We start from the raw sequence: 23,506 nt of genomic DNA on the forward strand, positions 1-23,506 counted from the left end.
CGTTCATCCTTCGATGCGCGGTGCTTGTTGACCGTTATTGCCGTTGTTCTTGGAAAGCGCCTGCAGCACCTCGATCCTTTCCCCGAACATGGCGACAGTGCCCTCCTTGAGCACGAGGATCTTGTCGACGCATTGGAGAAGGGCTGGGCGCTGGGTGATGGTGACGGTGGTAATGCCCTGCTTCTTGGCATGGATCAGCGCCCTGGCAAGCGCTGCCTCGCCTTGTGTATCGAGGTTCGAATTCGGCTCGTCGAGGACGACGAATTTGGGGTTGCCGAAGAAGGCGCGGGCAAGCGCGATGCGCTGCTTCTGGCCGCCCGAAAGCGGAGCGCCATCGGCCGCCACGATGGTTTCGTAGCCCTGGGGGAAGCCGGCAATGAGCTCGTGCACGTCGGCCAGCACTGCGGCTTCGTAAATCTGATGATCATCGACGTCGTCGCGCATGCGGCAGATATTGGCCTTGATCGTACCGGGAAAGAGCTGCACGTCCTGCGGCAGATAGCCAATGCTTTCGCCGAACTGGCGCTGGTCCCAGTTGCGCAGATCCATCAGGTCGAGGCGAACATTTCCCGATGTCGGGACGATCGAGCCGACGAGCATCTTGCCGAGCGTCGTCTTACCGGACCCGGAATTGCCGATGATCGCGAGCGATTCCCCCTTCCTGAGCGAGAAGGAGATGCCGTTGAGAATGACCTTCTTCTGCGGCGGCGGCACGAAGAGAATGCGTTCGACATCGAGCCGGCCTTCGGGATTGGGAAGGCGCAGGCGCGGGAAGTTCAACGGCGAGTTCAACAGCAGGCTCTTGATCCTGCCATAGGCGGCGGCTGACCGGTTAAACTGGTGCCAGCCTTCGATGGCGCCTTCGATCGGCGCCAGCGCGCGTCCCGATATGATCGAAGAGGCAATCACCATGCCGCCCGTTAGCTCGCCCGAAAGCGACAGATGCGCGCCCCAGCCGAGCAGGGTGACCTGGGTGATCATGCGGCAGGCCTTCGATATGCCGGAGAAGATGATGTTGCGGTCCTGCGCCTCGACTTGCGATTTCAGCGAGCCCGCCGTTTCCCGGCCCCACATCTTCACCGCTTCTGGGATCATCGCCATTGCGTTGATGATCTGCGAATTGCGCGACATGGAATCGAGGTGGAAATTTGCCCGGCTGAGATAGCCGTTGGATTCGGCAAATTGCCGGGCGGTGAATTTCTGATTCAGATAGGCGATCACGAAAAGCACCGCGCAGCAGGTCATGATGATGATGCCGAGATGCGGGTGCACGAAATAGACGACGACCACGAAGAACGGCATCAGCGGCGCATCGAGAAACGCGATTAGCGTGCCGGATGTCAGGAAGCCCCGCAAAAGCTGCAGGTCCTGCAGCGTCTGATAATCCTTGCCGCTGCCATGCAGCGATGCCCTCGCCGCAGCGCTGAGGATCGGCGCGCCGAGCTGCACTTCGAGTTCCACCGCGGTGCGCATCAGGATGAAGCGCCGCACCGAATCCATGAACGCCTGCAGCAGCACGGCGCCGATCACGGCGATCGAGAGCATGACGAGCGTATCGATGGAGCGGCTTGTCAGCACCCGGTCGGATATCTGGAAGAGATAGAGCGGGATTGCCAGCAGAAGGACGTTGATGGCGACCGTGAACATCATGACGACCACCATGTTGCGCCGCACCGCCGCCATGCCGCGCGAGAGGCTGGCGGCGAAATTCACAGGCTCGCTGCGCTTGTGAAAACCGCCGCCACTTCCTCCGCCCCCGCCCCCGTCGCCCCCGGGATCGGAATCCTTGCCGTTTCCGCCGCCGCCGGTGCGCAGCCGCCTGTTGTTCTCGCTGATCGGACCGCTCTCGCCTTCGATGGTCTTGCCGAAGGGCATCGTCGGGCTCGATTTGAGCTCGGTCTTCTCTTTCGGCAGTTCGGGGGCCACCCGCGCTTCGATCCGCGGTTGGGCCGGTGCTTCCACCGGTTTTGCTGTCGCCGGGCTCTGCGCCACCGCGGCAGGAGGCGCTGTTTTCACGTTCGAGGCTTCCGGCGTCACCGTTTTCTGCGTCAGGGGTGGCTGAGTTGTACTTGCGCCTCCGATATCGGCAGCCTCGCGTGCCGCAACTTCGACCGTCTCCTTGCCGCCATCGAGAGACGAAGCAACGGCGCCGCTGAGCCTGCGAAGATTCTCGACCGCCTGGTCGATCGCGGAGATGCACACTTCGCTCATCGCACCTGCCGCGGGGGCAGCGGACGGAATATTGCCCGACCTGAGATCGAGGGCGCTGCCTGCCGCAAAGATTTGTTTTGAAATCTGGTTCATCGTGGTTCCTCCGCAATACTCAAGGTCACGCGACCATGGCTTGCATTACGTCGGCGGGGTGCGCCGACGACCATGAAAAATCATGCCCGGCATTGATGACGCCGTCCGCAGAATCGCTGCCCGCCGGATCGTCGTTATCGAGAAAAGCAATGACTTCGTTGGCGAGCCTGTCGTCGGCCGGCTGCGGCTGCGTCGTGTCATGCTCCACCAGCCCGCCCTGAATGAGGATGGCGTCTGAATAGAGCTGGCCTGCCAGATAGGTCGTCTGGCCGAAACTGTCGTAGTCGACGATCTCGGCGATGTTGATGACCGCATTGCTGCCTGTGTCGATCGTAACCGTTGCATCGGGATTATTCTCGAGGATGGTCGATGCCGCCTGTGTCACATCATCGGAATCGCCGAGAATGCTGACCTGCTTTATGATCGTCATGTCGTAGAGATTGCCGGTGATGTAGAGCACGTTGAGACCGGCATATCCCTGGAAATTCACGTCGAACGACAGCCCTTCGGGCATATTGGGATCGCGATCTTCGATCGCCTTCTGCGCCTCGACCATATAGTCCGGCATGGCCTCGAACGGCGTGCCCGTCCCGACATTGTGGATCGAGGCGAAATTCCAGATCAGGTTGTTGCCCGTCTGGATGTCGGCGCCGGGATCGACGCCCTCTTCCGCCCGTACCCAGTCATTGTCGTAGAGCAGCGAGATCTGCGTGATGCTGTTGATGTCGAGCACATTGCCGCCGATGATCACCAAATCATACTGCATGCCCATCCCGAAAAAGGAGGAGAAGTTGATAGAGGTATTGCCGCCCGTCAGAACCGTGGCTTCGGATCCAGAGGTGGTGACCGTCATCGTGTCGTTGTCGCTGACGAAGTGATATTGCTCGATCCACTGTACGAAGGAGACGTCGCCATCGATGACGCTGACGCGCCAGCTGTTCGGGAATGTCGGCTCGGCAGCATCGCTGTCGGTGTGGCTCGATGCCGCGAAGGTGCTGTGTTCGAAGAGGGCGATATTCTTGGCGACCGTTCCCGCCTCCTCGGCCGAATGGCCGGATGCGTGCAGCGCCGAGGCGATCTCGTCGTGATCGCTGTAGACGAAGGCCTGGGAGATCGCGTCGATCTGGTGGCAGTTCCCCATCACCGCGGTGACCGAAGTAATGACGCCGGTATTGATCACCGAGGCGACGTTGACAAGGAGATTTGCACCGGCGGTCACATCAAGGCTATTGCCGCTGGGATCTGTCTGTTCGACGGACGAATTGCTGTCGTCGGGTTCTTCCTGGAGCTTGGCGAGACCGCGGTCGGGCAGGAAGTCGTCGAGGACGGGGATGTCAGCTTGACGCTCACCATTGACATAGACGATGGGGCCGTCGCCCGCGAGATCGGTGGTGACGAAATGATGCGTCGCGTCGGTGCTGGGCGAAGTTGTCCCGCTGTCCTCGGTATTCTGGGCATTCTGGATATAGCTTTCGAGATCCTCGGCGATCTTCAGCGCGCCATCATAGGTATCGGTTCGGTGCAGGCCCGCAAAAGGCGTGAAGATCTCGGCCTGGGTGCTGAACTCCGCCAGCCGCTCGATGACGAAAGTCGTGTCTCGCGGCGCATGGAAGCCGTCCGTCATATCGAGATAGTCGTCGTCGTAGAGGACGTTGACCTGGATAACATGACTGATCGCCGAACCAGGCCCGGCAAAGACGGTCAGTTCCGGCTCATCCGTGAGCACGATATCCGTCGGATCGCCGAAATGCGGTAACGGGATGTCCTTTGCGGCAATCGCCGCCAGCTTCTCGAGGCTCTCTTCGAAGACGCGGCCTAAATGGCGTGCCGGACCATATTCGATATCGTAGCTGCCGCTTTTGTAAATGACGCCCGGATCGTAGTCCTTGAGCTGAAGATCGGAAGAGAAGGCAGCGGTATAGGCATCCTGATCCGGCAGAACGGGTCCATCCGCGCCCGGTCCTGCGCCTTCAGCATAGTTGGTGCGCAGCCTCATCTCGTCGGTCGTCATCTCGAAGAGACCGATGAAGTGCGCAATGATTTCCGAAATCTTCTCGATATGCATGGTTCGGCCCTCCCATTCGAAATGACGATCGGCCTTGGAGGCGCCCGCCGGGAGCCGTGGTGTGGTCGTCAAACCGTTTTCAAGCAGTCAAACTGCACCGGCGGAGCCGGTGCAGTTCGTCTTGGTTGTTGGAGGTCCGTGTCAGGTGCTGGTATCCTCGCCGACGTCGGAGACATGAGAATTGCCGCCGATGATGCTGGAGTCGACTGTGTTGCTGAGCAGGTTCGCACCCTGAACGAGCTCGAGGTGGAAGCCGGAATTGGCAAGGATTGCCGAAGCGTCGGCCGTGCTCGAGCCATTGGCATCGTCGCCAGCCTTGAGATCCCAGCCCCTGCCGTCCATCTCCATGCCTTCTGCACTATCGGCGTGGCCGCCATCGGCCTTCAGATGGTTCTCGGCCCCGCCATTGTCCATCTTGATGTTCCAGGCCTGGTCCTGGTCGGCCAGATGGTTTGCCTGGACGGCGCTGAAGCCGCTGTCGTTGCCTTCGCCGGACAGCGAATTGTTGAGGATGCTGTCAACGTCGAGTGTGAAGGAGAAGTCGTCGCCGAGGTTGAAGGTGAGGTCGTGGCCGGCAACGCCGAGATTGTCGAAGTCCTTGACGTCTTCGATGACGGCGAAGTCGGTATCCGTCTTGTTGAAGCTGTCGGCCGTGTTGTTGCTGTCGGAGACCGTCTTGGTATCCGTATCCGTAATGGTCTTGATGTCGGTGTCTGTCACGGTCTTCGTATCGGTGTCCGTGATCGTCTTCGTGTCGGTGTCGTTGTCGCTGTACGACTTACTGTCATAGCTCCAGTCGTAGTCGTTATTGGAGTCGGTAATCGTCGTGGTCTTGGTGCTCGTATCGTCGTCGGACTTGTAGCTCCAGTCATATTCGTTGTCGCGGTTGTCGCCGTTGTTGGCGGCAACATCGATTTCCGTCTTGACGTCCACGTCTACACTATTGTCGGTATTGTCGCGATTGTCGCCGTTGGCGACGCCGCCGACATAACCGGTCGAGCCGTCGTCGATTTCAGTCGAATTGATCGCGCTGTTGGCAAAGCCGTCGGCAAGCGCCCCGACCTTCGTGATTTCGGTTTCGTCAGACATTGCATTCTCCAGAAAAAACCGGAGCAGCTTTTCGAAATCCCTCTCATCTCAAATGGGATTTTACTCGCGCTCGCTCCGATACGGTTAATATCGGCAGATGTATTCGATACTTGTCATCTGCAGCTTCATCGCGATTTGTTGATCAAACCGATATGTCTTGGGAACGTACGCACTCAGTACAAGGTCGCACATATCCGGCTCCGAACCCTGAAAAGGATAAGGAGTATTCAGGCTTACTTTTCGTTGGGTTGCCCTAAATGGAGGCCATGTATCAAAACGCAGAACAATACATGGCTTTTCCACGTCGCCACTTGGACGACGATCACAGATTGCTGGAAAAAATGCGGATCCGATAGACACCAATTCGGGCTAAGGCGGATCTGCCATGCCCGGCTAGCCCTGGATAGCCCCTGTCCTTGGAGCGTTAAGATCTCGTCGGTGGGAGCGTCGGCGGGCAACGGGAATCCGGGGCTCCCCGGGCATTCGCTGCCGGGTCGAGGGGCACACGTCTCGATGTTTCCCCATCCTGTATCCGGCCACCCTGCATGGCGAAATTATGACAATCTGTACTGAAATATTACATCGAGCTGATCATCTATAGTCAGAGCAAATATAGCCTTGAAGTATATATCGAAGTGAAAATACAACCAAGGCATTGTATCGTATCGTTTTTCGCCCGCTAAAACTAATCACTTTGGGCCATTTCCTTCCTTCTCAATCCGTATTAACATAATTAAGAAATGTCTAAAAAATAAAGCGGTGACACACGGGATCGGCATTTCATACTATCTAATACCCGCCATCGCTCCACGTTTGAGTAAAGTGTAACGCTAGGGGAGGCGTATATGTTCATGACAGGGTCTGGAATGGAGAATGCGGACCAAGGAAGGAAGTTGAATTCGTCTGGAGATACTATACTAGTGGTAGCCAAGGCGGATTTGTTTTCGGAGTGCATGGTAGAAGCACTGGCAAAGAAATTTCCGAACTGTGAAGTAGCAAGCATAACGAGCACAAAGCCGATGCTGGAAAAAGATACCAGCGATATGAAGCTCGTTTTATTCTATCATATACCCGGCCCTGAGCTTCAAGAAGCGCTGCAGGCTGCCCGCGAAAACCACCCTGAAACCTCGATCGGACTTGTCGTCGAAGCTATCGACATGCTCGAGCCCTATGTCAGCCGGCTGGTGGAGGCAAGGATTATCGATGGCGTCCTACCGCTCAACCTCCGGCTCGACGTCTTCATGGCCGCTGTGGATCTACTGATGAAGGGCGGCGAACATTTTCCGTCAGCACTTCTCAACCGTCTCAACAACAAGAACGCCCAGCTGGAACCTTCGCTCTATCAGACAAAATCGGTCGATGCGGCCCGTAACAATGCGCTCAAGCTGAGACGCGACAGTATCTCCGCTTTGACCACCCGGGAGGTTCAGATCCTGGATCTCATTTGCAAGGGCACGCAGAACAAGATCATCGCCGACAAGCTGCATCTTTCCGAAAACACCGTGAAGGTTCACGTCCGCAACATCTACAAGAAGATGAACGTCCGAAACCGCACGGAAGCGGCATCCCGCTTCTTCAATGAACACCCTGCCGGCGAAGACGATATGTCCGGCCGGTGGCGCAATTGATGTAGCGATGTGTTTTGCTTCAGATAGGGGGACGCGCAAAGCAGCGCGACTTCTGTCCGAAGCCGCTTGGGGAGCAGATATAAGGCGCCGAGCCGTGATAGGCGACAGCGCGGGCCGTTACCCCGGCCGGGCGCTCGGCGTGATTTTCCGGATAGGCATAGGCCTTGGAGACGCGCGGCGCCTCGACCACGACGATATTCTTCTTCGCGACGACGGCGATATCGTCATCAACGACCGTGCAGGCCGTTTGTCCGATCGCCATAAGCGCCGTTCCCCAGATGAACATCGCCAAGCGAAGACGCCGGCCTTTCAGCTGCGCTGTATCTTGTATTTTCACCATGGCCAAAACCCCTCGCATATGGCGCTTCCGGATGCAAGACCAGCCGTGCAGTTGAGCGCGGCCGATCACCCGACTTCCCTTGTATATTAGCTGCATTGAGTGAAGCTTGAGCGGCGGATGCGAGGCCTGGTGCGTAAAGCGTTGAAAGTGATTAATCATTTGTTACTTTAAAGAATACTTGCGTAATTATTTCGGATAGCTGGAATTTTTGAAGTTGACCTTGGCGATAGTCGATGTATTATTTAAATAGTAATTCGGTATCCGAAGAGTAACTCCAAAGTTATTCATGAGTTGGCGCTCAGTTCAGTGAATATCCAGAGCGGATAACGGAGGCATGCAGTGCATAAATAAATCAAAAGACTAAATACATGGGAAGGAGTTTGTAATGCGTAGTTTCGTTCCCAACGAAGGCTATTCTGAAGTGTCAGGCATACCGGTGCGCCAAGGGCGACGCACCGTCCTGGTGAATGGTGGGGGCGGCTTCCTCGGTTCACATCTCTGCGAAAGGCTCCTGCAGCGCGGCCACAGCGTCATATGCCTCGATAATTTTTCGACCGGCCGCCGTACGAATGTCGATCATCTTGCATCGAACACCCGCTTCCGCATCGTCGAGCACGATGTTAGGCAGCCCTTCGATATCGACGCGTCGCTCATCTTCAATTTCGCCTCCCCCGCCTCTCCGCCTGATTATCAGCGGGATCCTGTGGGAACGCTGCTCACCAATGTGCTCGGCGCCGTCAACACCTTGGACTGCGCGCGAAAGACCGGTGCGATCGTCGTCCAGTCGTCGACCTCGGAGGTCTATGGCGACCCGAACCAGAGCCCGCAGCACGAATCCTATTGCGGCAATGTCAACCCGATCGGACCGCGTGGCTGTTACGACGAAGGCAAGCGCAGCGCCGAAACCCTGTTTTTCGACTATCACAGGACTTACGGTGTCGACATCAAGGTCGGCCGCATCTTCAATACCTACGGGCCGCGCATGCGCCTGGACGACGGGCGGGTGGTTTCCAATTTCATCGTGCAGGCCCTGCGCAATGCCGACCTGACGATCTATGGCGATGGTCAGCAGACCCGTTCTTTCTGCTATGTCGATGATCTCATCGACGGGTTCCTGCGTTTCTCGGCTGCCGGCAGCGCTTGCAACGGCCCGATCAACCTCGGCAATCCAGCCGAAATGACCGTTCGACGCCTGGCGGAAATCATTCGGGACCTGACGAACTCGCGTTCCCGGATCGTCCACCTGCCTGCGGTCACCGACGACCCTCGTCAACGGCGGCCGGATATTTCCCGGGCCATGGCCGATCTTGGCTGGCAGCCCCGCATCGGGCTCGAAACCGGCCTGGCTCGCACCGTCGAATATTTCGACGGACTGCTGGCCGGCACAGAGAAGGCGGAGGTCGTATGAGATGCCCCGCTACATTCTCGTCACCGGCGGTGCCGGTTTCATAGGCAGTCATATCTGCAAAGCGCTGTCGCGCGCCGGCATGATCCCTGTCACCTACGATAATCTCTCGACAGGACATGCCGACAGCGTCCGCTGGGGCCCGCTCATCCGGGCAGAGCTTGCCGACGCCGCCACGCTGCGCCAGACCCTTGCAGAGTTTTCGCCCGATTGCGTCATCCATTGTGGTGCCAATGCCTATGTCGGCGAATCCGTCGACATGCCCAGGAAATATTACCGGAATAACGTCGTCGGCAGCCTGACGCTGCTCGAGGCCTGCCTCGACCAGGATATCGAGCGGATCGTCTTTTCGAGCAGCTGCGCCACCTATGGCGTTCCCGCCTCGTTGCCGATACGGGAGGAAAGCCCGCAGCACCCGGTCAATCCCTATGGGCGCACCAAGCTGATCTTCGAGATGGCGCTCGAGGATTTTGCCGCTGCCTATGGCATTCGCTTTGCCGCGCTGCGTTATTTCAATGCGGCCGGCGCCGATCCCGATGGCGAGCTTGCCGAGCGCCATCACCCCGAGACCCATCTCATCCCGCGCGCTCTTCTTGCCGCCGCCGGCAGGCTGGAGCGGCTCGATATCTTCGGCGCCGATTATGCGACAGAGGATGGAACCTGTGTTCGCGATTATGTTCATGTCAGTGATCTCGCGCAGGCCCATCTCGCCGCCGTCAATCACCTGATGGCGGGCGGCGGCTCGCTCAGCGTCAATCTCGGCTCTGGCCGGGGCACCTCGGTGCGCGAGATTCTCGAGGCGATCTTTCGCGCGAGTGGCCGCGAAGTCCCCGTGAATTATCGCGCCCGCCGAGCCGGCGATCCGCCGATCCTCTTTGCCAACACAGCAAGGGCGAAGGCGGAGCTCGGTTTCTCGCCAGTTTTGTCGGACATCGATACGATCATCCGCACCGCCGGCCCCACCTTCGGACTGGAGGTGACGGCATGAGCGACGCACTGCAACTCGGTCACAGCGCCAGAACGGCGAAGGCCGCCGCGGCTGATGCATTCGATCCTGTTTTCACCGGCTGGAACCGCGTCGCCTATGGCTTCGGCATCCTCTGCTGGCTGACAGCACTCGGCTATTTCTGGATCTGGTGGTGCCAGTCCGCCCATATCATTTCCTGGGCCGCTTTCGTTCTTATCACCCTCGTGCTTGCCTGGATCACGCTCGTGCCGGCCTATTTCATCCTGATCTTCTTGGATGCGAGGACGGTCAATCCTGCGGCACGGCTGCCGGAAGGGCGGGTGGCAATGGTCGTCACCAAGGCGCCGTCCGAGCCCTTTGCCGTCGTCCGCGCCACGTTACAGGCGATGCTCGACCAGATCGGCGTCGATTTCGATGTCTGGCTGGCCGACGAGGATCCTTCGGAGGAAACCAGGCGCTGGTGTGCGGCGCACGGCGTGCTGGTCTCCACCCGAAAGGGCGTGACGGAGTATCATCGCACCACCTGGCCGCGCCGGACGCGTTGCAAGGAAGGCAACCTCGCCTATTTCTACGACCACTTCGGCTATGCGCGCTACGATTTCGTCGCCCAGTTCGATGCCGACCATGTGCCGACGCCGACCTACCTTCGTGAGGTCCTGCGCCCCTTCGCCGATCCCGAGATCGGCTATGTCTCCGCTCCCAGCATTTGCGATGCCAATGCCGGGACAAGCTGGGCGGCGCGTGGCAGGCTCTATGCCGAGGCAAGCCTGCACGGTTCGCTGCAGACGGGTTACAATAATGGCTGGGCGCCCCTTTGCATCGGTTCCCATTATGCGGTTCGCACATCGGCCCTTCGTCAGATCGGCGGCCTCGGCCCGGAACTTGCGGAAGACCATTCGACAACGCTCATGATGAATGCCGGCGGCTGGCGTGGCTTGCATGCCGTCGATGCGATCGCTCATGGCGACGGACCGGCAAACTTCACCGATCTCGTCGTCCAGGAATTCCAGTGGTCGCGCAGCCTCGTCACGATCCTGCTGCAACATTCCCGCCGTCACATCATGCACCTGCCCTGGCGACTGAGATTTCAGTTCGTGTTCTCGCAGCTATGGTATCCGCTCTTCTCCGCCTTCATGGCCGTGATGTTCCTGCTGCCGGTTGCCGCCTTGATGACGGGCCAAGTCTTCGTCAATGTGACCTATCCGGATTTCCTGCTGCATTTTGCGCCGATATCGGTCGTGCTGACGCTGTTTGCCTTCTTCTGGCGGGCCACGGGAACCTTCAGGCCGCACGATGCGAAACTGTTCGGCTGGGAAGGGCTTGCCTTCATCTTCCTGCGCTGGCCGTGGTCGCTTGCCGGCAGCCTCGCCGCGCTTCGCGACTATATCTGTGGCTCTTTCGTCGATTTCCGCATCACGCCGAAGGGAAGGCAGCAGCAGCGGTCTTTGCCGCTGCGCGTCATCGCCCCCTATATCGGGCTCGCCGGACTGTGCGCAGCCGCCATGGCACTGGCCAGTGAGGCCGCTGCCGCCCAGGGCTTTTATATTTTCGCGGCGATGAATCTTTTGATCTATCTGTCGCTGACGGTGCTGATCGTCATTCGCCATGCAATCGAGAACGATCTGCCGCGGCTGCCGCAATCACGCGGGCTGTGGTTTGCGACGGCCACGGGGCTTGCGATTTGCATCACTGGCGGCATGCAGGCGGGCAGTCATGGTCTGCGCAGCCTCGAGGCCCTTTCCCACGGCCAGACGTTCATCAGTTTCAGCCAATCACAGTTTGCCGTGGCCGGTGCCGGTCTCGGCGGCGGCAAAACCAGGATCGTGAAGTTCCGCCTCAGATGGAATGGGTTCGGAAGCACGGGACGGGACGAACAAGGTGTCTGAGCCGGCGGAACCGGCAAGTGTCGAGTAGGAGGATGTAATGAGTATCGGATCGAGACTATACGGAGCGGCCCTCGCTCTCAGCCTGTGTCTGCCCATGGCGGCACACGGCGCCGAGGTCGCCAAAAAGAAAGCACCGACGCCGCTTAGCGCCTATGAGCTCTATCGTATCTACGGCGACAAGACCTGGACCTGGAACACCGGCGGCGGCCGTTTCTTCGATGACGGCCGGCGGTTCATCGCCTGGAGCAATGACAAGGGGAAGCCGTCCTTTGCCGAAGGCAAATGGGTGGTCGACGATCTCGGCCAGCTCTGCATGCGCGCGACCTGGACGAATGCCGAGGGTGCGGCCCGCGCCAGCACTTGTTTCGGTCACCGCAAGATCGGCAACACGATCTATCAGCGGCGGCAGCCGGACGGCAAGTGGTACGTCTTCCGTCATGCATCGGAGCTCCCGGATGACGAGTTCCGCAAGCTCGTTCCCGTCGATACGGTTAGCGCGAAGGCGCGCGAACTGAAGCAGGTCCTGCTGAGCCAGGAAATAGCCCGAAAAGGAGGGTGAAGCCATGAAGAAGCTAATGAAAAACAACCTCTCGACCACAGCGATTGCGCTGCTGTTGTTGTGTCTCGCGGATCTGCCGGGCCGAAGCGAAGTGCAATATGCGGGCATTGCGCCAAACCCGGCAGCGGCCGCGCAGGCGATCATCGACAAGCGCCCCGTCCTTCATGCTGACGGCATCAAGTTCGGGGCCTACGATCCGCACGGCGATTTCGGCGCGCAGGCGAATGTCGCGACCGAAGCCCTGTTCCTGCCGTGGGAGGACGTCGACCTCGAAACGTTGCGCGTCGCCGATGCCTATGCGCTGGCTAGAGGCCGCAACCTGCTGATCACTGTGGAGCCATGGTCCTGGGACGTCGATTGGCGGCTCACCTCCGCACAGCTTCGCGCCAAGGTCCTGCGCGGTGACTACGATGTCAACATGCGTTCGATCGCGCATATGATATCCGAGCTGAAAAGCCCGGTGATCGTCCGCTGGGGGCAGGAGATGGAGGACAAGTCAGGGCGGTTCTCATGGTCCGGCTGGAGCCCGCTGGACTATATCACGGCCTACAAGCGGATGATGGACATCGTCCGTAAGGAGGCGCCCGGCACAGAGATCATGTGGTCGCCGAAGGGAGAGCCTGGCCTTCAGGCTTATTATCCCGGCGACGATTATGTCGATCTCGTCGGGCTCTCGGTCTTCGGCCTGCAGCGCTACGACGAGCTTGCCCACAAGGAGCACCGGACGTTCTCGGAAGCATTGAAGCAGGGGTATGATCTCGTCGCCGGTTACGGAAAGCCCATCTGGGTGGCGGAGCTCGGCTATGAAGGCGGCGACGCCTATATTAGGCCGTGGATCGAAACTGCCACATTGAAGCAGAGCGCCTTCCCGAATCTTCAGGAAGTCGTCTATTTCAACGACCGGGACGTGCACGCATGGCCTTTCGATCTCGGTCGGCCGGACTGGCGCGTCGTCGAAGACCTGAGCAGCAACTGATAGTCCGGAAAACAGAGGCCTGAAAAACGGAGAGGCCCGCCGGGGTGTTGCGGGCCTCTCCTCATGTCGGGCGACCGATCATCCCTTGATCGTTGCCTTACCCTCTTCGATGAGCCGGGTCGCCGCATCGGCGGGCGATATCCGTTCGAAGGCGAGTTCGTCACAAATCGGGCGCAGCACGCGTTGGTCGAATTGGGTTGCTCCCATCGGCACCGGCGGCGGATATTCACCGACCTGATCCTTGAGCTGGTTCACGTATTTGACCGTTTCCTGCTCCGTCGGGTTGAGCTGTGGCAGGATGGCTTCACGCACGGTAGGCGACATAGGCACGCCGCGTTCCACACCGAGAATCTTGCCGGCTTCGGGATCATTGACAAAGAAGCTGATGAACTTCGCAGCAGCTTCGCCCTGCTTGGTCGTAGCGCCCACACTCCAGATGAGTGCCGGACGGTAATAATGGCCGGATGGACCGCCCTTCTTTTCACGCGGCAGCATGGTGATGCCAAGCTTGTTCTTGATGATCAGCTGATAGCCGACCATCTGGTTTGAATAGGCCATGCCGATCACCGATTTGCCGAGACCAAGGCAATTGGTGTCGATCGTGTTCTGATCGAGCGTCTGCACGTCGGCAGCAACGGTGCCGCCCGCCTTACGCAGTTTCTCCCAGTAGTCGAACCATTCCCTGGCATCGTCGGCTGTGAAGCCGAGCCCAACGCTTTCCCTCGCAAAGAGGCTTTTGCCGCGCTGGCGCAGCCAGGCATCGAACACGTAGGCGTAGCGCGCCGCATAGGGGCCGCCGCCCTTGCCCGAGGACTTGGCGAGTTCAACGGCGAGCTTGGCATACTCATCCCAGGTGAGATCGGGCGTCGGCAACGGGATGCCGGCCTTTTCGAATTCGACTGTGTCGAAAAACATCGAGAAGGAATTGAGGCCGAGGCCAACACCATAGAGCTTGCCGTCAATGGTGGTCAGTTTCAGCATGTCGGCGCCGAAGGACTTAACGTCCAGCGTAGAAGGGACGAATTCATCGAGCGGCAGGCAGGCGCCGCGCTTCGAATAGTCTGAGATTGTTCCTGGCTCGAGTTGGAAGATGTCGGCGATCGAGCGACCGGCCATCTGCGTTGCGAGCTTCGTCCAGTAGCCGTCGCCCGACAGCGATTCTCCGACGAGAGTGACGCCAGGCGTCTTCGACTGATAAAGCTTGGCAACATCGAGCGTACGCTTGGCGCGGTCGTTGGACCCCCACCACATGGCACGCAGTTGCGCGTCTTCGGCAAAGGCCGGAATGGCGCTTCCGGCACCGAGGGCGAGACCGGCGGCGGCACCGGCTGAACCCATCAGAAATAAACGGCGATTGACCTGCATGATGATCCTCCTTGTCCCAACTGCCGCTGCCATCCTCCAACGGCATTGGCGAGCACTTCTGCAAACAGATTACGCAAAAAAAATATTATTGCAAGAAGCAACCATTTTCTTGCAAATTTGCATTATTTGCATAATGTTTGCGTATGAACGACCAAAAGATCAGACGGCCGCGTCAGGCCGATATAGCCACATTGGCCGGCGTTTCCGTCTCTACGGTGTCGCGCGTGCTCGCCAACGAACCTGGTATCAGCGAAACCGTCCGTCGCCAGATATTGAAGGTGGCAGCCGAGAACGGCTATCCCGTCAAACCGGCGTCCGAAGCTGTTGCCGGCGGGCTGGCGCTGATTGCCAGCGACGGCGTCACCGGCACCCTCAGCGTCTTCTATGAAGCGATCGTCGACGGCCTGCGCGCTGGCGCTGCGGAAGCGGGCATGCCCTTCGACGTCCGGCTGGTCCGCGAGGATCGTATCACGCCGGATGCTGTGCGCGACTATATGCAGACGGCGGGGGCTGAAGGTCTCTTTCTCGTCGGCATCGATCCGAACGAGACGTTGCGCGGCTGGTTGCAAGGGACCATGACACCGACCGTTCTTGTCAACGGCACTGATCCGAGGATGCAGTTCGATGGCGTTTCGCCGGCTAATTTCTTTGGCGCCTACGAGGCGACCAGCCGATTGACAAGGGCCGGCCATCGCCGAATCCTGCATTTGAGCGGTTCGCACCGCCATACGATCCGGGAGCGCGTGCGCGGTTTCGAGGCGGCGATCGCCGCCGTCCCCGGCGCCGAGGGCCGTCTCGTGTCCCTGACCCTCGACGGCAGCGCCAGCCGGGAGGCGCATGACCGCACCGCCGCGGCACTTGCCGAAGATGCCGGTTTTACCGCCGCCTTCTGTATGAATGATTTCATCGCCGTCGGCGTGCTCGAGGCCGTCACCGAGGCGGGCCTGCGTGTGCCGGAGGATTTCGCGATTGTCGGTTTCGACGATCTGCCCTGCGCGCTGATGACAAGTCCGCAGCTTTCCACCATGCGCGTCGACCGCGCTGCCCTCGGGCGCGAAGCCGTTTCGCTGATGCTGTCCCGCTTCCGCAACAGGTCGGCCGCTGCGCGCCATATCTGCCAGGCGGTTGTTCCCATTCCGGGAGGAACCGTTCCGAACGCCTAGAACAGGATGATTTAGGCCAAGGCCTAAAATCTGAATCCTGTTCTAAATTAAATAGTTAGAGCATGATGTCGTCCGAAAACCGCTCACACTTTTCGGCATCATGCTCTAGAACCCGTGAGTGATACCGATGACCTATGATCCCGCCAGCGCCAACCCGCTCGCCGGCAATCCGCTGGAAAGTCGCGCCGATATGAGCCGCGCCCTGCTTGCGCTCTTCGATCCGCTGCTCGCCTGTTTCTCGAACGGTAATGCCCGCGTCACGCTCAATGGCGGCGGCGCCCATTTCGACCGGGCGGCGGCCGATCTCGAAGGCTTCGCCCGTCCGCTCTGGGGACTGGCGCCGCTTGGTGCAGGCAAGGGTGACTTCGCCCATTGGCATCGTTTCGCCGAAGGTCTCGCAAACGGCACCGATCCCGCCCATCCCGAATATTGGGGAACGGTCAATGGCCGCGATCAGCGGATGGTCGAGCTTGCCGCTCTCGGTTTTGCCCTGGCACTGGTGCCCGAAAAGATCTGGGAGCCGCTCGATGCGCGCGCCCGCAGCAATGTCATCGCCTATCTCAAGCATGTCAGGCAGTTCGATTATGCCGACAACAATTGGAAATTCTTCCGGATCTTCGTCGATATCGCGCTCGATCGTCTCGGCGCCGATTTCGACCGCAGCCTGACGCGGCAATATCTTGAGGAGCTCGAAGGCTTTTATATCGGCGACGGCTGGTATCGTGACGGAAACGTCCGCCGCATCGACCACTACATTCCCTTCGCCATGCATTTCTATGGCCTGATCTATTCGAAGCTCGTCGACGACGACTATGCAAAGCGCTACCGCGAGCGCGCGGTTCTCTTCGCCCGGGATTTCCGCCACTGGTTTGCCGCTGACGGGGCGACGATCCCCTTCGGCCGCAGCCTGACCTATCGCTTTGCCTGCGCCGGCTTCTGGTCGGCGCTCGCCTTCGCCGATGTCGAGGCTCTGCCCTGGGGCGAGGTCAAGCATCTCTGCCTGCAGCATCTGCGCTGGTGGAAGGACAAGCCGATTGCCGATCGCGACGGCGTACTGTCGATCGGCTTCGGCTATCCGAACCTGCTGATGTCGGAGAGTTACAATTCCGCCGGCTCGCCCTATTGGGCCTTCAAGGCCTTTCTGCCGCTGGCGATCGCTGAGGATCACCCATTCTGGACGGCGAAGGAAAAAGTGCCGGAGCAGGCACGTGGCATCATCCCCCAGCGTCATCCCGGCATGGTGATCATGCGGGCGGGCGGCGATGTCGTGGCACTGTCTTCCGGCCAGGAAAACCTGCAGATGCGGTGCGGCACGGAAAAATATGCGAAGTTCGCTTATTCCGCTCGATACGGCTTCAGCGTCGAGGCCGATGAGCGCGCCTTTGCGCTTGCCGCCTTCGATTCAGCACTTGCCTTCAGCGATGACGGCCGGCACTACCGCGTGCGCGAAACGAACGAGGAAGCCAGGCTCGCAGGCGACGTGCTCTATGCGAAATGGTCGCCTTTTGCCGATGTCGACGTTGAAACCTGGCTGGTGCCCGCCGCACCCTGGCATATCCGCCTCCACCGGATCAGGACAAGCCGGCCGCTGCGGATTGCCGAAGGCGGATTTGCCGTCGCCCGCCGGGATTTCGAGCTGGATACCCTGTCCGCTTCAGGTGGGGTGGCCTATGCGATCGGCGAAGCCGATTTCACCGGCATTCTCGATCTCGGCTCTTCGGTCAAACGTTCGGGGCTTGTCCAGAAGGCAATGCCCAACACCAATGTGATCGTCGCGAAAACCCTCGTGCCGCAGCTACGCGGGCAGATTCTGGCCGGTGAAACCATCCTGGTGACGGCAGTACTGGCACTTGACGATCCCGCTGCTGTCTCGTCTGTCTGGACGATCCCGCCGAAAGCGCCTGACATTGCAACGCTGGAGGCCCTGGTGAGGGAAAAGGGCGTGACAGTCAGCGCCATCGAGGCGCCGGGACAGATGCCATGAGCCAGCCGGCCATTGTCCTTGCCATGCAACCGTCGCGCACCGAGCATGTCCTGCCGGATGAGGTCCTGCGCCGGCTGAGCGGCATCGGTCGCCTGCTGGATTCCAAACCGCTTCAGCGCTTCGACGACGAGCGTGCGAGGCGCCTGCTGGCCCAAGCCGAAATCCTGATCACCGGCTGGGGCGGGCCCTATGTCGGGCCTGAAATCCCCGCCGCAGCGCCGCATCTTAAGCTCATCGTCCATGCGGCGGGTACGGTCAAGGGCGTCATCGATGACGCCATCTTCGAAGCCGGCATCCCGGTCAGCCATTCGGCCGAGGCCAACGCCGTGCCGGTGGCCGAATTCACGCTGGCGGCGATCATCTTCGCCGGCAAGCGCGTTTTCCGTTTCCGCGATCTCTACGTCGCCGACCGAAACCGCAACCGCACCCATCCGATGCAGCGCGAAGCGATCGGAAATTACCGCCGCATCGTCGGCATCGTCGGCGCTTCGCGCATCGGCCGGCGCGTGATCGAGCTCTTGAAACCCTTTGACTATAGACTGCTGCTCGCCGATCCGACGCTTGATGCCGCCGAGGCAGCCGGCCTCGGAACGGAAAAGGTCGATCTCGACGAACTGATGCGGCAGGCGGACATCGTCTCTCTGCATGCGCCGTCGCTGCCGTCGACGCGGCATATAATCGATGCGCGAAGGCTGTCGCTGATGCAGGACGGCGCGACGCTCATCAACACGGCGCGCGGCATTCTCATCGATGAGGCCGCGCTGCTTTCGGCGCTCAAGACCGGCCACATCGACGCGATCCTCGATGTCACCGATCCGGAGATCCCGGAGGCGGGTTCTGCTTTCTACGATCTGCCGAACGTCTTTCTGACACCGCATATTGCCGGCGCCATCGGGCTGGAACGGGCGCGCCTTGGCGAGATGGCGGTGGACGAGATAGAGCGCTTCGTGACTGGCCAGCCGCTGCTCTACCAGATCCACCAGGCAAATCTCGAAAACATCGCCTGAGGCGCATCAAGCGGCTTAGAGCAATTCCAGCAAAAGTGCGCAGCGGTTTTACTTCCGGAATTGCGCAAAAACAAAGAGATAGAGCATTTCCGTGATTCCTCGAAAAACGGAATCGCTCTAGGCAACAGGCATCAGCGCGACGTCCTCAGCGAATTTGGCGAACCGTCATTGGCAAGTTCGGGCATGAGATCGGCAATGTTGACCACCTTGCCGGTGCGTGAACTCGTCAGCGCGGCAATGCCGCAAAGCACGGACATGGCGCCCGCCCGCGTGCCGGCGCGCTGGGTGAGCCTGTCTTCCATATCGGGCTTGAAGATCATGTTGCGCATCCGGTCGTCGCCGCCGTAATGGCCGCCTGTGAAATGTGGAACGACGATGCGCTCCACCGCCTCCTTGCCGTTCGGGAAATTGCGGATGAGGAGGATCGTGTCCTCCTTCGGCTCTTCCCAGGGCTGGGCCTCATATTGGCGAAGCTCGATGCGCCCTTTGGTGCCGTTGAAGGCAAGGTGATGGCCTTCGATCGGCTGGAAGGTGTTCAGCGAATAGGACACATGGACGTTGTTGCGGTAACGGAGCGACACCACCATTGTATCGGGAATGTCGATGTCCTCGCGGAAGACGCAGCCGTCTCGGAAGTAGCCGTCGATCTTCGAGGGATCCTCGTAGAGTGAATCGAGGAAGGGATCGGCCTCGAGATCGAGGTAGTAGTCGCATTCATGCGTGTGCGGACAGAGCTTGCAGCGCGGGCCGCGGAACGGGCCCTTGCGACCGTAATTCTGCAGGTCGGCGAAGGAGGTGACGGCTTCGGGATCGCTGTCGAGATACCAGTTCAACAGATCGAAATGATGCGTCGCCTTGTGGACGAACAGACTGCCGGAATTTTCCGTATAGGCATGCCAGCGGCGGAAGTAGTCGGCGCCGTGCTTGGTGTTCAGGTACCAGTGGAAATCGACTGACGTGACTCGGCCGATTTCGCCGGCATTCAGCAATTCCTTGATCTTCGCAGCCGTCGGCGCATAGCGATAGTTAAAGGACACGTCGACCCGGCGACCGGTGCGCTTTTCGGCATCCAGAATCCGGCGAATCTTTTCGACCGAGGTCGTCATTGGCTTTTCGGTAATGACGTCGATACCGGACTCCAGCGCCCGCACGACGATATCGTCATGCGTATGGTCGGGCGTACAGACGATGACCAGATCCGGCTTCTGCTCAGCAAGCATCGAATCGATGTTTTCGTAGAGCGGCGCATTGCTGCCGATCATGTTGCGCGCGCGTTCGCCGCGCAGCGAATTCTTCTCGACGATCGCGGTCAGGTCGACATGCTCGCGCCAGCCGGCAAGCAGATCCTTGCCCCACATGGTGGTGCCGCGGTTTCCCGTACCGATCAGGGCAAAACGGCGTTTCTCCATCGAATGATCCTCCTGCATGCGTGATGAAACAAATACTGAAATCAGGCCTAAAGCGCGTCGCGATCTTTCAGATTCGCTTGGCCCGCGCTTTAGCTCTTTGGTTTTTCGCATGTCATGGTCGCAAAACCGCTGCACACTTTTGCGCGACATGCTTTAGCAACAGCTCCTGAAGCGCTCGACGCAGGTGGCGATCACTTCTTCGGCCGGGCGTTTCCACCAGTTTTCGGCCGAAAAGATCTCCACCTCCTGAGCGCCGAAGAAACCGGCGGCCTCCACCATCCGTCTTATGCCTTTGAGGTCGATCACACCATCGCCCATCATGCCGCGGTCGAGCAGCATGTCCTTTGTCGGCACCAGCCAGTCGCAGATGTGATGGGCAAAGATGCGTTTCATGCGCCCGGCGCGGGCAATTTGGTTGGCGAGATCGGGGTCCCACCAGACATGGTAGACATCGACCGCAACGCCGACATCCTCTCCGAGCTGCTCGCACATGTCGAGCGCCTGGCCGAGTGTGTTCACGCAGGCACGGTCGGCGGCATACATTGGATGCAACGGCTCGATGGCGAGCTTTACACCCGAGGCCTGCGCATGCGGCAAAACGGCGGCGATGCCGTCGAACACCATCTGCCGGGCTGCGACGATGTCCTTCGAACTGCCCGGCAGGCCGCCGACGACGAGCACGAGGCAATCGGCTGAAAATGCCGCCGCCTCGTCGATCGCACGCCTGTTGTCGTCGAGATTTTTCTGCCAGTCGGCATCGTTTGCCGCCGGGAAGAAGCCGCCGCGGCAAAGCCCGGTCAGCTTGATGCCGTTCGATTTGACGATACGCACCGCTTCATCGAGACCGGCCTTGGCAACCTGGTCGCGCCACGGCGCAATCGCGGTGATGCCGTGTTTCAGGCAGATATCGACAGCTTGGGCAAAACCGCATTGTTCGCGGATCGTCGCCAGATTGATCGAAAGTCCTTCGACCTGCATGTCATTCTCCTCCCATCACCTCAGCGCTTCAGTTGACGCCGTGGACGGCGAGCACCTGGCGCATGCGGCTTGCGGCAAGTTCGGGATCGGCCAGAACCCGTGCCTTGTCGGCCAGGCGGAAGAGTTCGGCCAGATGCGTCAGCGAGCGCGTGCTCTGCTGGCCGCCGACCATGACGAAATGGTCCTGCAGGCCGTTGAGATAGGCGAGGAAGACGACGCCGGTCTTGTAGAAGCGCGTCGGCGCCTTGAAGATATGGCGCGACAACGGCACGGTCGGCTCCAGCAGGTCGAAGAATTCATGGTTGCTCTTGCGGCCGAGCGCTTCGAGGGCTGCCGAGGCTGCCGGCGCGATCGCATCGAAAATGCCGAGCAGCGCGTCGGAATTGCCCTCTTCGTCGCCGGCGATCAGTTCGGCATAGTTGAAATCGTCGCCGGTATACATGCGCACGCCTTTCGGCAGCCGGCGGCGCATCGCCACTTCCTTCTCCTTGGAGAGCAGCGAGATCTTGATGCCGTCGACCTTGTCGGCATGGGCTTCGATCACCTCGAGGCAGGTGGACATGGCCTGGATATGATCACTGTTGCCCCAATAGCCCTCAAGCGCCGGATCGAACATTTCGCCGAGCCAATGGATGATGACGGGTTCCCTGACCTGGCGGAGGATGCGGTCATAGACGTTTACATATTCGTCCGGTCCTTTGGCGGCAGCGGCAAGCGCCCGGCTTGCCATCAGGATGATGCGGCCGCCGGCCGCCTCCACGGTTTCGATCTGCTCCTCATAGGCTCTGAGGATCGTGTCGATAGTGACGTCAGGTCCCGGCGTCAGATGGTCGGTGCCGGCGCCGCAGGCGATCAGCGCATCCTTGCGGCCGGCCGCCTCACTGAGCGCCCGGCGGATGAGGTCGCGCGCTTCCGGCCAGCCGAGGCCCATGCCGCGCTGTGCCGTATCCATCGCTTCGGCAACGCCGAGGCCGAGATCCCAGAGCCGGTGGCGGAAGGCGAGCGTCCGCTCCCAATCGATCGCCGGCGTCAACCACGGATCGTTGTCGGCGAGCGGATCGGCGACGACATGGGCGGCGGCAAAGGCGATGCGCGGAAAGGCCTTGGCGTCGCGCCTGGCGAGCGCGATCGGCGTACCGGTCAGCGTGTAGGGGACGATCTTGCCGTCAAGAGGGAGATTGATCGTCGTCACGGCTCAGTACTCCAGTGCGGGAACATCGAGCCAGCGGCGCTCGGCCCATGATTTCAGGCCGAGTTCGGCAAGCTGTACGCCCTTGGCGCCGGCTTCCAGGCCATAGGGCCACGGCGCATCTTCAACCACATGGCGGATGAACATTTCCCACTGTGCCTTGAAGCCGTTGTCGAATGGCTGCGTGTCGGGAACCTCGTCCCAGGTTTTGTAGAAGTCGATCGTTTGCGGCTGGTCCGGGTTCCAGACCGGCTTCGGCGTGTTGACGCGGTGCTGGCTCCAGCATTTCGTCAGGCCGGCGACGGCCGAACCATGTGTGCCGTCGACCTGGAAGGTGACGAGGTCGTCGCGGCGGACGCGAACGGCCCAGGAGGAATTGATCTGCGCGATCGCGCCGCCTTCGAGCTCGAAGGTCGCATAGGCCGCATCGTCCGTGTCGCAATCATAGGGCTTGCCCTGCTCGTCGATGCGCTGGCCGATATGCGTGGCGCCGAGGCAGGAGACAGCCTTGACCTCCCCGAACAGATTGTCGAGCACGTAGCGCCAGTGGCAGAGCATGTCGAGAATGATGCCGCCGCCGTCGCCTTTACGGTAGTTCCAGGACGGGCGCTGAGCCGGCACGCCCCAATCGCCTTCGAAAACCCAATAGCCGAATTCGCCGCGCACCGAGAGGATCTTGCCGAAGAAGCCGGAATCCTTCAGCAGCGCCAGCTTGCGCAGGCCGGGCAGGAAGAGCTTGTCCTGCACCACGCCGTGCTTGAGGCCGGAGCCGCGCGCCTTGCGGGCAAGATCGAGTGCCACCTGCAGGTCGTCGGAAATCGGCTTTTCGCAATAGACATGCTTGCCGGCATCGAGTGCCTTGGACAGCAGTTCGGCCCGCATCAGCGTCGTGCCGGCGTCAAAGAAGATCGTGTCGTCGGGATTGGCAAGAGCGGCATCGAGATCGGTCGACCAGCGCTTGATGCCGTGCTTCTTTGCCAGCTCTTCCATCTTGGCGCCGTTGCGGCCGACGACGATCGGGTCGATCTCGAGTTTCTCTCCCGATTTCAGCATAATGCCGCCCTGGTCGCGGAAGGCGAGAATCGAACGCACCAGGTGCTGATTGTAGCCCATGCGGCCGGTGACGCCGTGCAAGATGATCCCCAAGCGTGCCATTTTTTCCTCCCAGCAATCTTTTGCGGCGGGAGCGGGC

General features: G+C 60.1%; 18 protein-coding genes. 9 read left to right on the forward strand and 9 right to left on the reverse strand.

Going from position 1 to position 23,506, the window contains the following annotated elements; translation table 11 throughout:
- Window positions 1-3 precede the first annotated feature (3 nt).
- The 3 genes from ELH03_RS22050 to ELH03_RS22060 all read right to left on the reverse strand — a co-directional run bounded on the left by ELH03_RS22050 (window position 4) and on the right by ELH03_RS22060 (window position 5,458).
- Window positions 4-2,304: a type I secretion system permease/ATPase gene (locus ELH03_RS22050; protein WP_130766644.1), complete on the reverse strand. Its 2,301-nt coding sequence runs from the start codon at window positions 2,302-2,304 to the stop codon at window positions 4-6.
- Between the two features lie 25 nt (window positions 2,305-2,329).
- The gene (locus ELH03_RS22055) at window positions 2,330-4,369 is read right to left on the reverse strand and encodes a hypothetical protein (protein WP_130766645.1); all 2,040 of its coding nucleotides are present in this window, start codon (window positions 4,367-4,369) and stop codon (window positions 2,330-2,332) included.
- Window positions 4,370-4,510: 141 nt separating this feature from the next.
- On the reverse strand, window positions 4,511-5,458 hold the full coding sequence (locus ELH03_RS22060) for a fibrinogen-binding protein (RefSeq protein WP_128400103.1): 948 nt from the start codon (window positions 5,456-5,458) through the stop codon (window positions 4,511-4,513).
- Between the two features lie 845 nt (window positions 5,459-6,303).
- Here ELH03_RS22060 and ELH03_RS22070 point away from each other — a divergent pair.
- Complete coding sequence (locus ELH03_RS22070; protein WP_130766646.1) at window positions 6,304-7,086, forward strand: helix-turn-helix transcriptional regulator; 783 nt, start codon at window positions 6,304-6,306, stop codon at window positions 7,084-7,086.
- A 19-nt stretch (window positions 7,087-7,105) separates the two neighbouring features.
- On the opposite strand, the gene ELH03_RS22075 is transcribed toward ELH03_RS22070, so the two are convergent.
- Entirely contained in the window at window positions 7,106-7,426 is a 321-nt protein-coding gene (locus ELH03_RS22075; RefSeq protein ID WP_130766647.1) for a hypothetical protein, read from the reverse strand.
- 385 nt (window positions 7,427-7,811) lie between these two features.
- Between ELH03_RS22075 and ELH03_RS22080 the strand changes: the two genes are divergently transcribed.
- The 5 genes from ELH03_RS22080 to ELH03_RS22100 are packed head-to-tail and all read left to right on the forward strand — an operon-like array spanning window position 7,812 to window position 13,219.
- Window positions 7,812-8,834 (forward strand): UDP-glucuronic acid decarboxylase family protein, encoded by a 1,023-nt coding sequence (locus tag ELH03_RS22080; protein WP_128400106.1) that lies wholly within the window; start codon window positions 7,812-7,814, stop codon window positions 8,832-8,834.
- Between the two features lies 1 nt (window position 8,835).
- Window positions 8,836-9,819, forward strand: a complete 984-nt coding sequence (gene galE / locus ELH03_RS22085; protein ID WP_128400107.1) for a UDP-glucose 4-epimerase GalE — start codon at window positions 8,836-8,838, stop codon at window positions 9,817-9,819.
- A complete protein-coding gene (locus ELH03_RS22090) occupies window positions 9,816-11,684 on the forward strand; it encodes a glycosyltransferase family 2 protein (RefSeq protein WP_130766649.1) in 1,869 nt (622 codons plus the stop codon). The genes galE and ELH03_RS22090 overlap by 4 nt, the downstream gene beginning before the upstream one ends.
- Before the next feature lie 37 nt (window positions 11,685-11,721).
- The gene (locus ELH03_RS22095; protein ID WP_130766650.1) at window positions 11,722-12,243 is read left to right on the forward strand and encodes a DUF995 domain-containing protein; all 522 of its coding nucleotides are present in this window, start codon (window positions 11,722-11,724) and stop codon (window positions 12,241-12,243) included.
- 4 nt (window positions 12,244-12,247) lie between these two features.
- Complete coding sequence (locus ELH03_RS22100; protein WP_128409917.1) at window positions 12,248-13,219, forward strand: glycoside hydrolase family 26 protein; 972 nt, start codon at window positions 12,248-12,250, stop codon at window positions 13,217-13,219.
- A gap of 78 nt (window positions 13,220-13,297) precedes the next feature.
- On the opposite strand, the gene ELH03_RS22105 is transcribed toward ELH03_RS22100, so the two are convergent.
- Window positions 13,298-14,584 carry an ABC transporter substrate-binding protein gene (locus ELH03_RS22105; protein WP_128400111.1) on the reverse strand — a complete coding sequence of 429 codons (1,287 nt, stop codon included), beginning with the start codon at window positions 14,582-14,584 and terminating at the stop codon, window positions 13,298-13,300.
- 143 nt (window positions 14,585-14,727) lie between these two features.
- Between ELH03_RS22105 and ELH03_RS22110 the strand changes: the two genes are divergently transcribed.
- The 3 genes from ELH03_RS22110 (at window position 14,728) to ELH03_RS22120 (ending at window position 18,738) form a co-directional block, all read left to right on the forward strand.
- Window positions 14,728-15,747: a LacI family DNA-binding transcriptional regulator gene (locus tag ELH03_RS22110; protein ID WP_128400112.1), complete on the forward strand. Its 1,020-nt coding sequence runs from the start codon at window positions 14,728-14,730 to the stop codon at window positions 15,745-15,747.
- 127 nt (window positions 15,748-15,874) lie between these two features.
- Window positions 15,875-17,731 (forward strand): DUF2264 domain-containing protein, encoded by a 1,857-nt coding sequence (locus ELH03_RS22115; RefSeq protein WP_128400113.1) that lies wholly within the window; start codon window positions 15,875-15,877, stop codon window positions 17,729-17,731.
- Window positions 17,728-18,738 carry a hydroxyacid dehydrogenase gene (locus tag ELH03_RS22120; RefSeq protein WP_130659387.1) on the forward strand — a complete coding sequence of 337 codons (1,011 nt, stop codon included), beginning with the start codon at window positions 17,728-17,730 and terminating at the stop codon, window positions 18,736-18,738. The genes ELH03_RS22115 and ELH03_RS22120 overlap by 4 nt, the downstream gene beginning before the upstream one ends.
- Window positions 18,739-18,869: 131 nt before the next feature.
- Here the strand turns inward: ELH03_RS22120 and ELH03_RS22125 are convergent, their stop codons facing one another.
- From ELH03_RS22125 to ELH03_RS22140, 4 genes are all read right to left on the reverse strand, one after another.
- Window positions 18,870-20,147 carry a Gfo/Idh/MocA family protein gene (locus ELH03_RS22125; RefSeq protein WP_128400115.1) on the reverse strand — a complete coding sequence of 426 codons (1,278 nt, stop codon included), beginning with the start codon at window positions 20,145-20,147 and terminating at the stop codon, window positions 18,870-18,872.
- Window positions 20,148-20,300: 153 nt separating this feature from the next.
- Window positions 20,301-21,125, reverse strand: a complete 825-nt coding sequence (locus tag ELH03_RS22130) for a sugar phosphate isomerase/epimerase family protein (RefSeq protein ID WP_128400116.1) — start codon at window positions 21,123-21,125, stop codon at window positions 20,301-20,303.
- A gap of 28 nt (window positions 21,126-21,153) precedes the next feature.
- Window positions 21,154-22,317: a dihydrodipicolinate synthase family protein gene (locus ELH03_RS22135; RefSeq protein WP_128409919.1), complete on the reverse strand. Its 1,164-nt coding sequence runs from the start codon at window positions 22,315-22,317 to the stop codon at window positions 21,154-21,156.
- Window positions 22,318-22,320: 3 nt separating this feature from the next.
- Window positions 22,321-23,469 carry a Gfo/Idh/MocA family protein gene (locus ELH03_RS22140; RefSeq protein ID WP_128400226.1) on the reverse strand — a complete coding sequence of 383 codons (1,149 nt, stop codon included), beginning with the start codon at window positions 23,467-23,469 and terminating at the stop codon, window positions 22,321-22,323.
- Window positions 23,470-23,506: the final 37 nt, after the last annotated feature.

The organism is Rhizobium beringeri, assembly GCF_004306515.1.
In the GTDB taxonomy this organism is placed as follows: domain Bacteria; phylum Pseudomonadota; class Alphaproteobacteria; order Rhizobiales; family Rhizobiaceae; genus Rhizobium; species Rhizobium beringeri.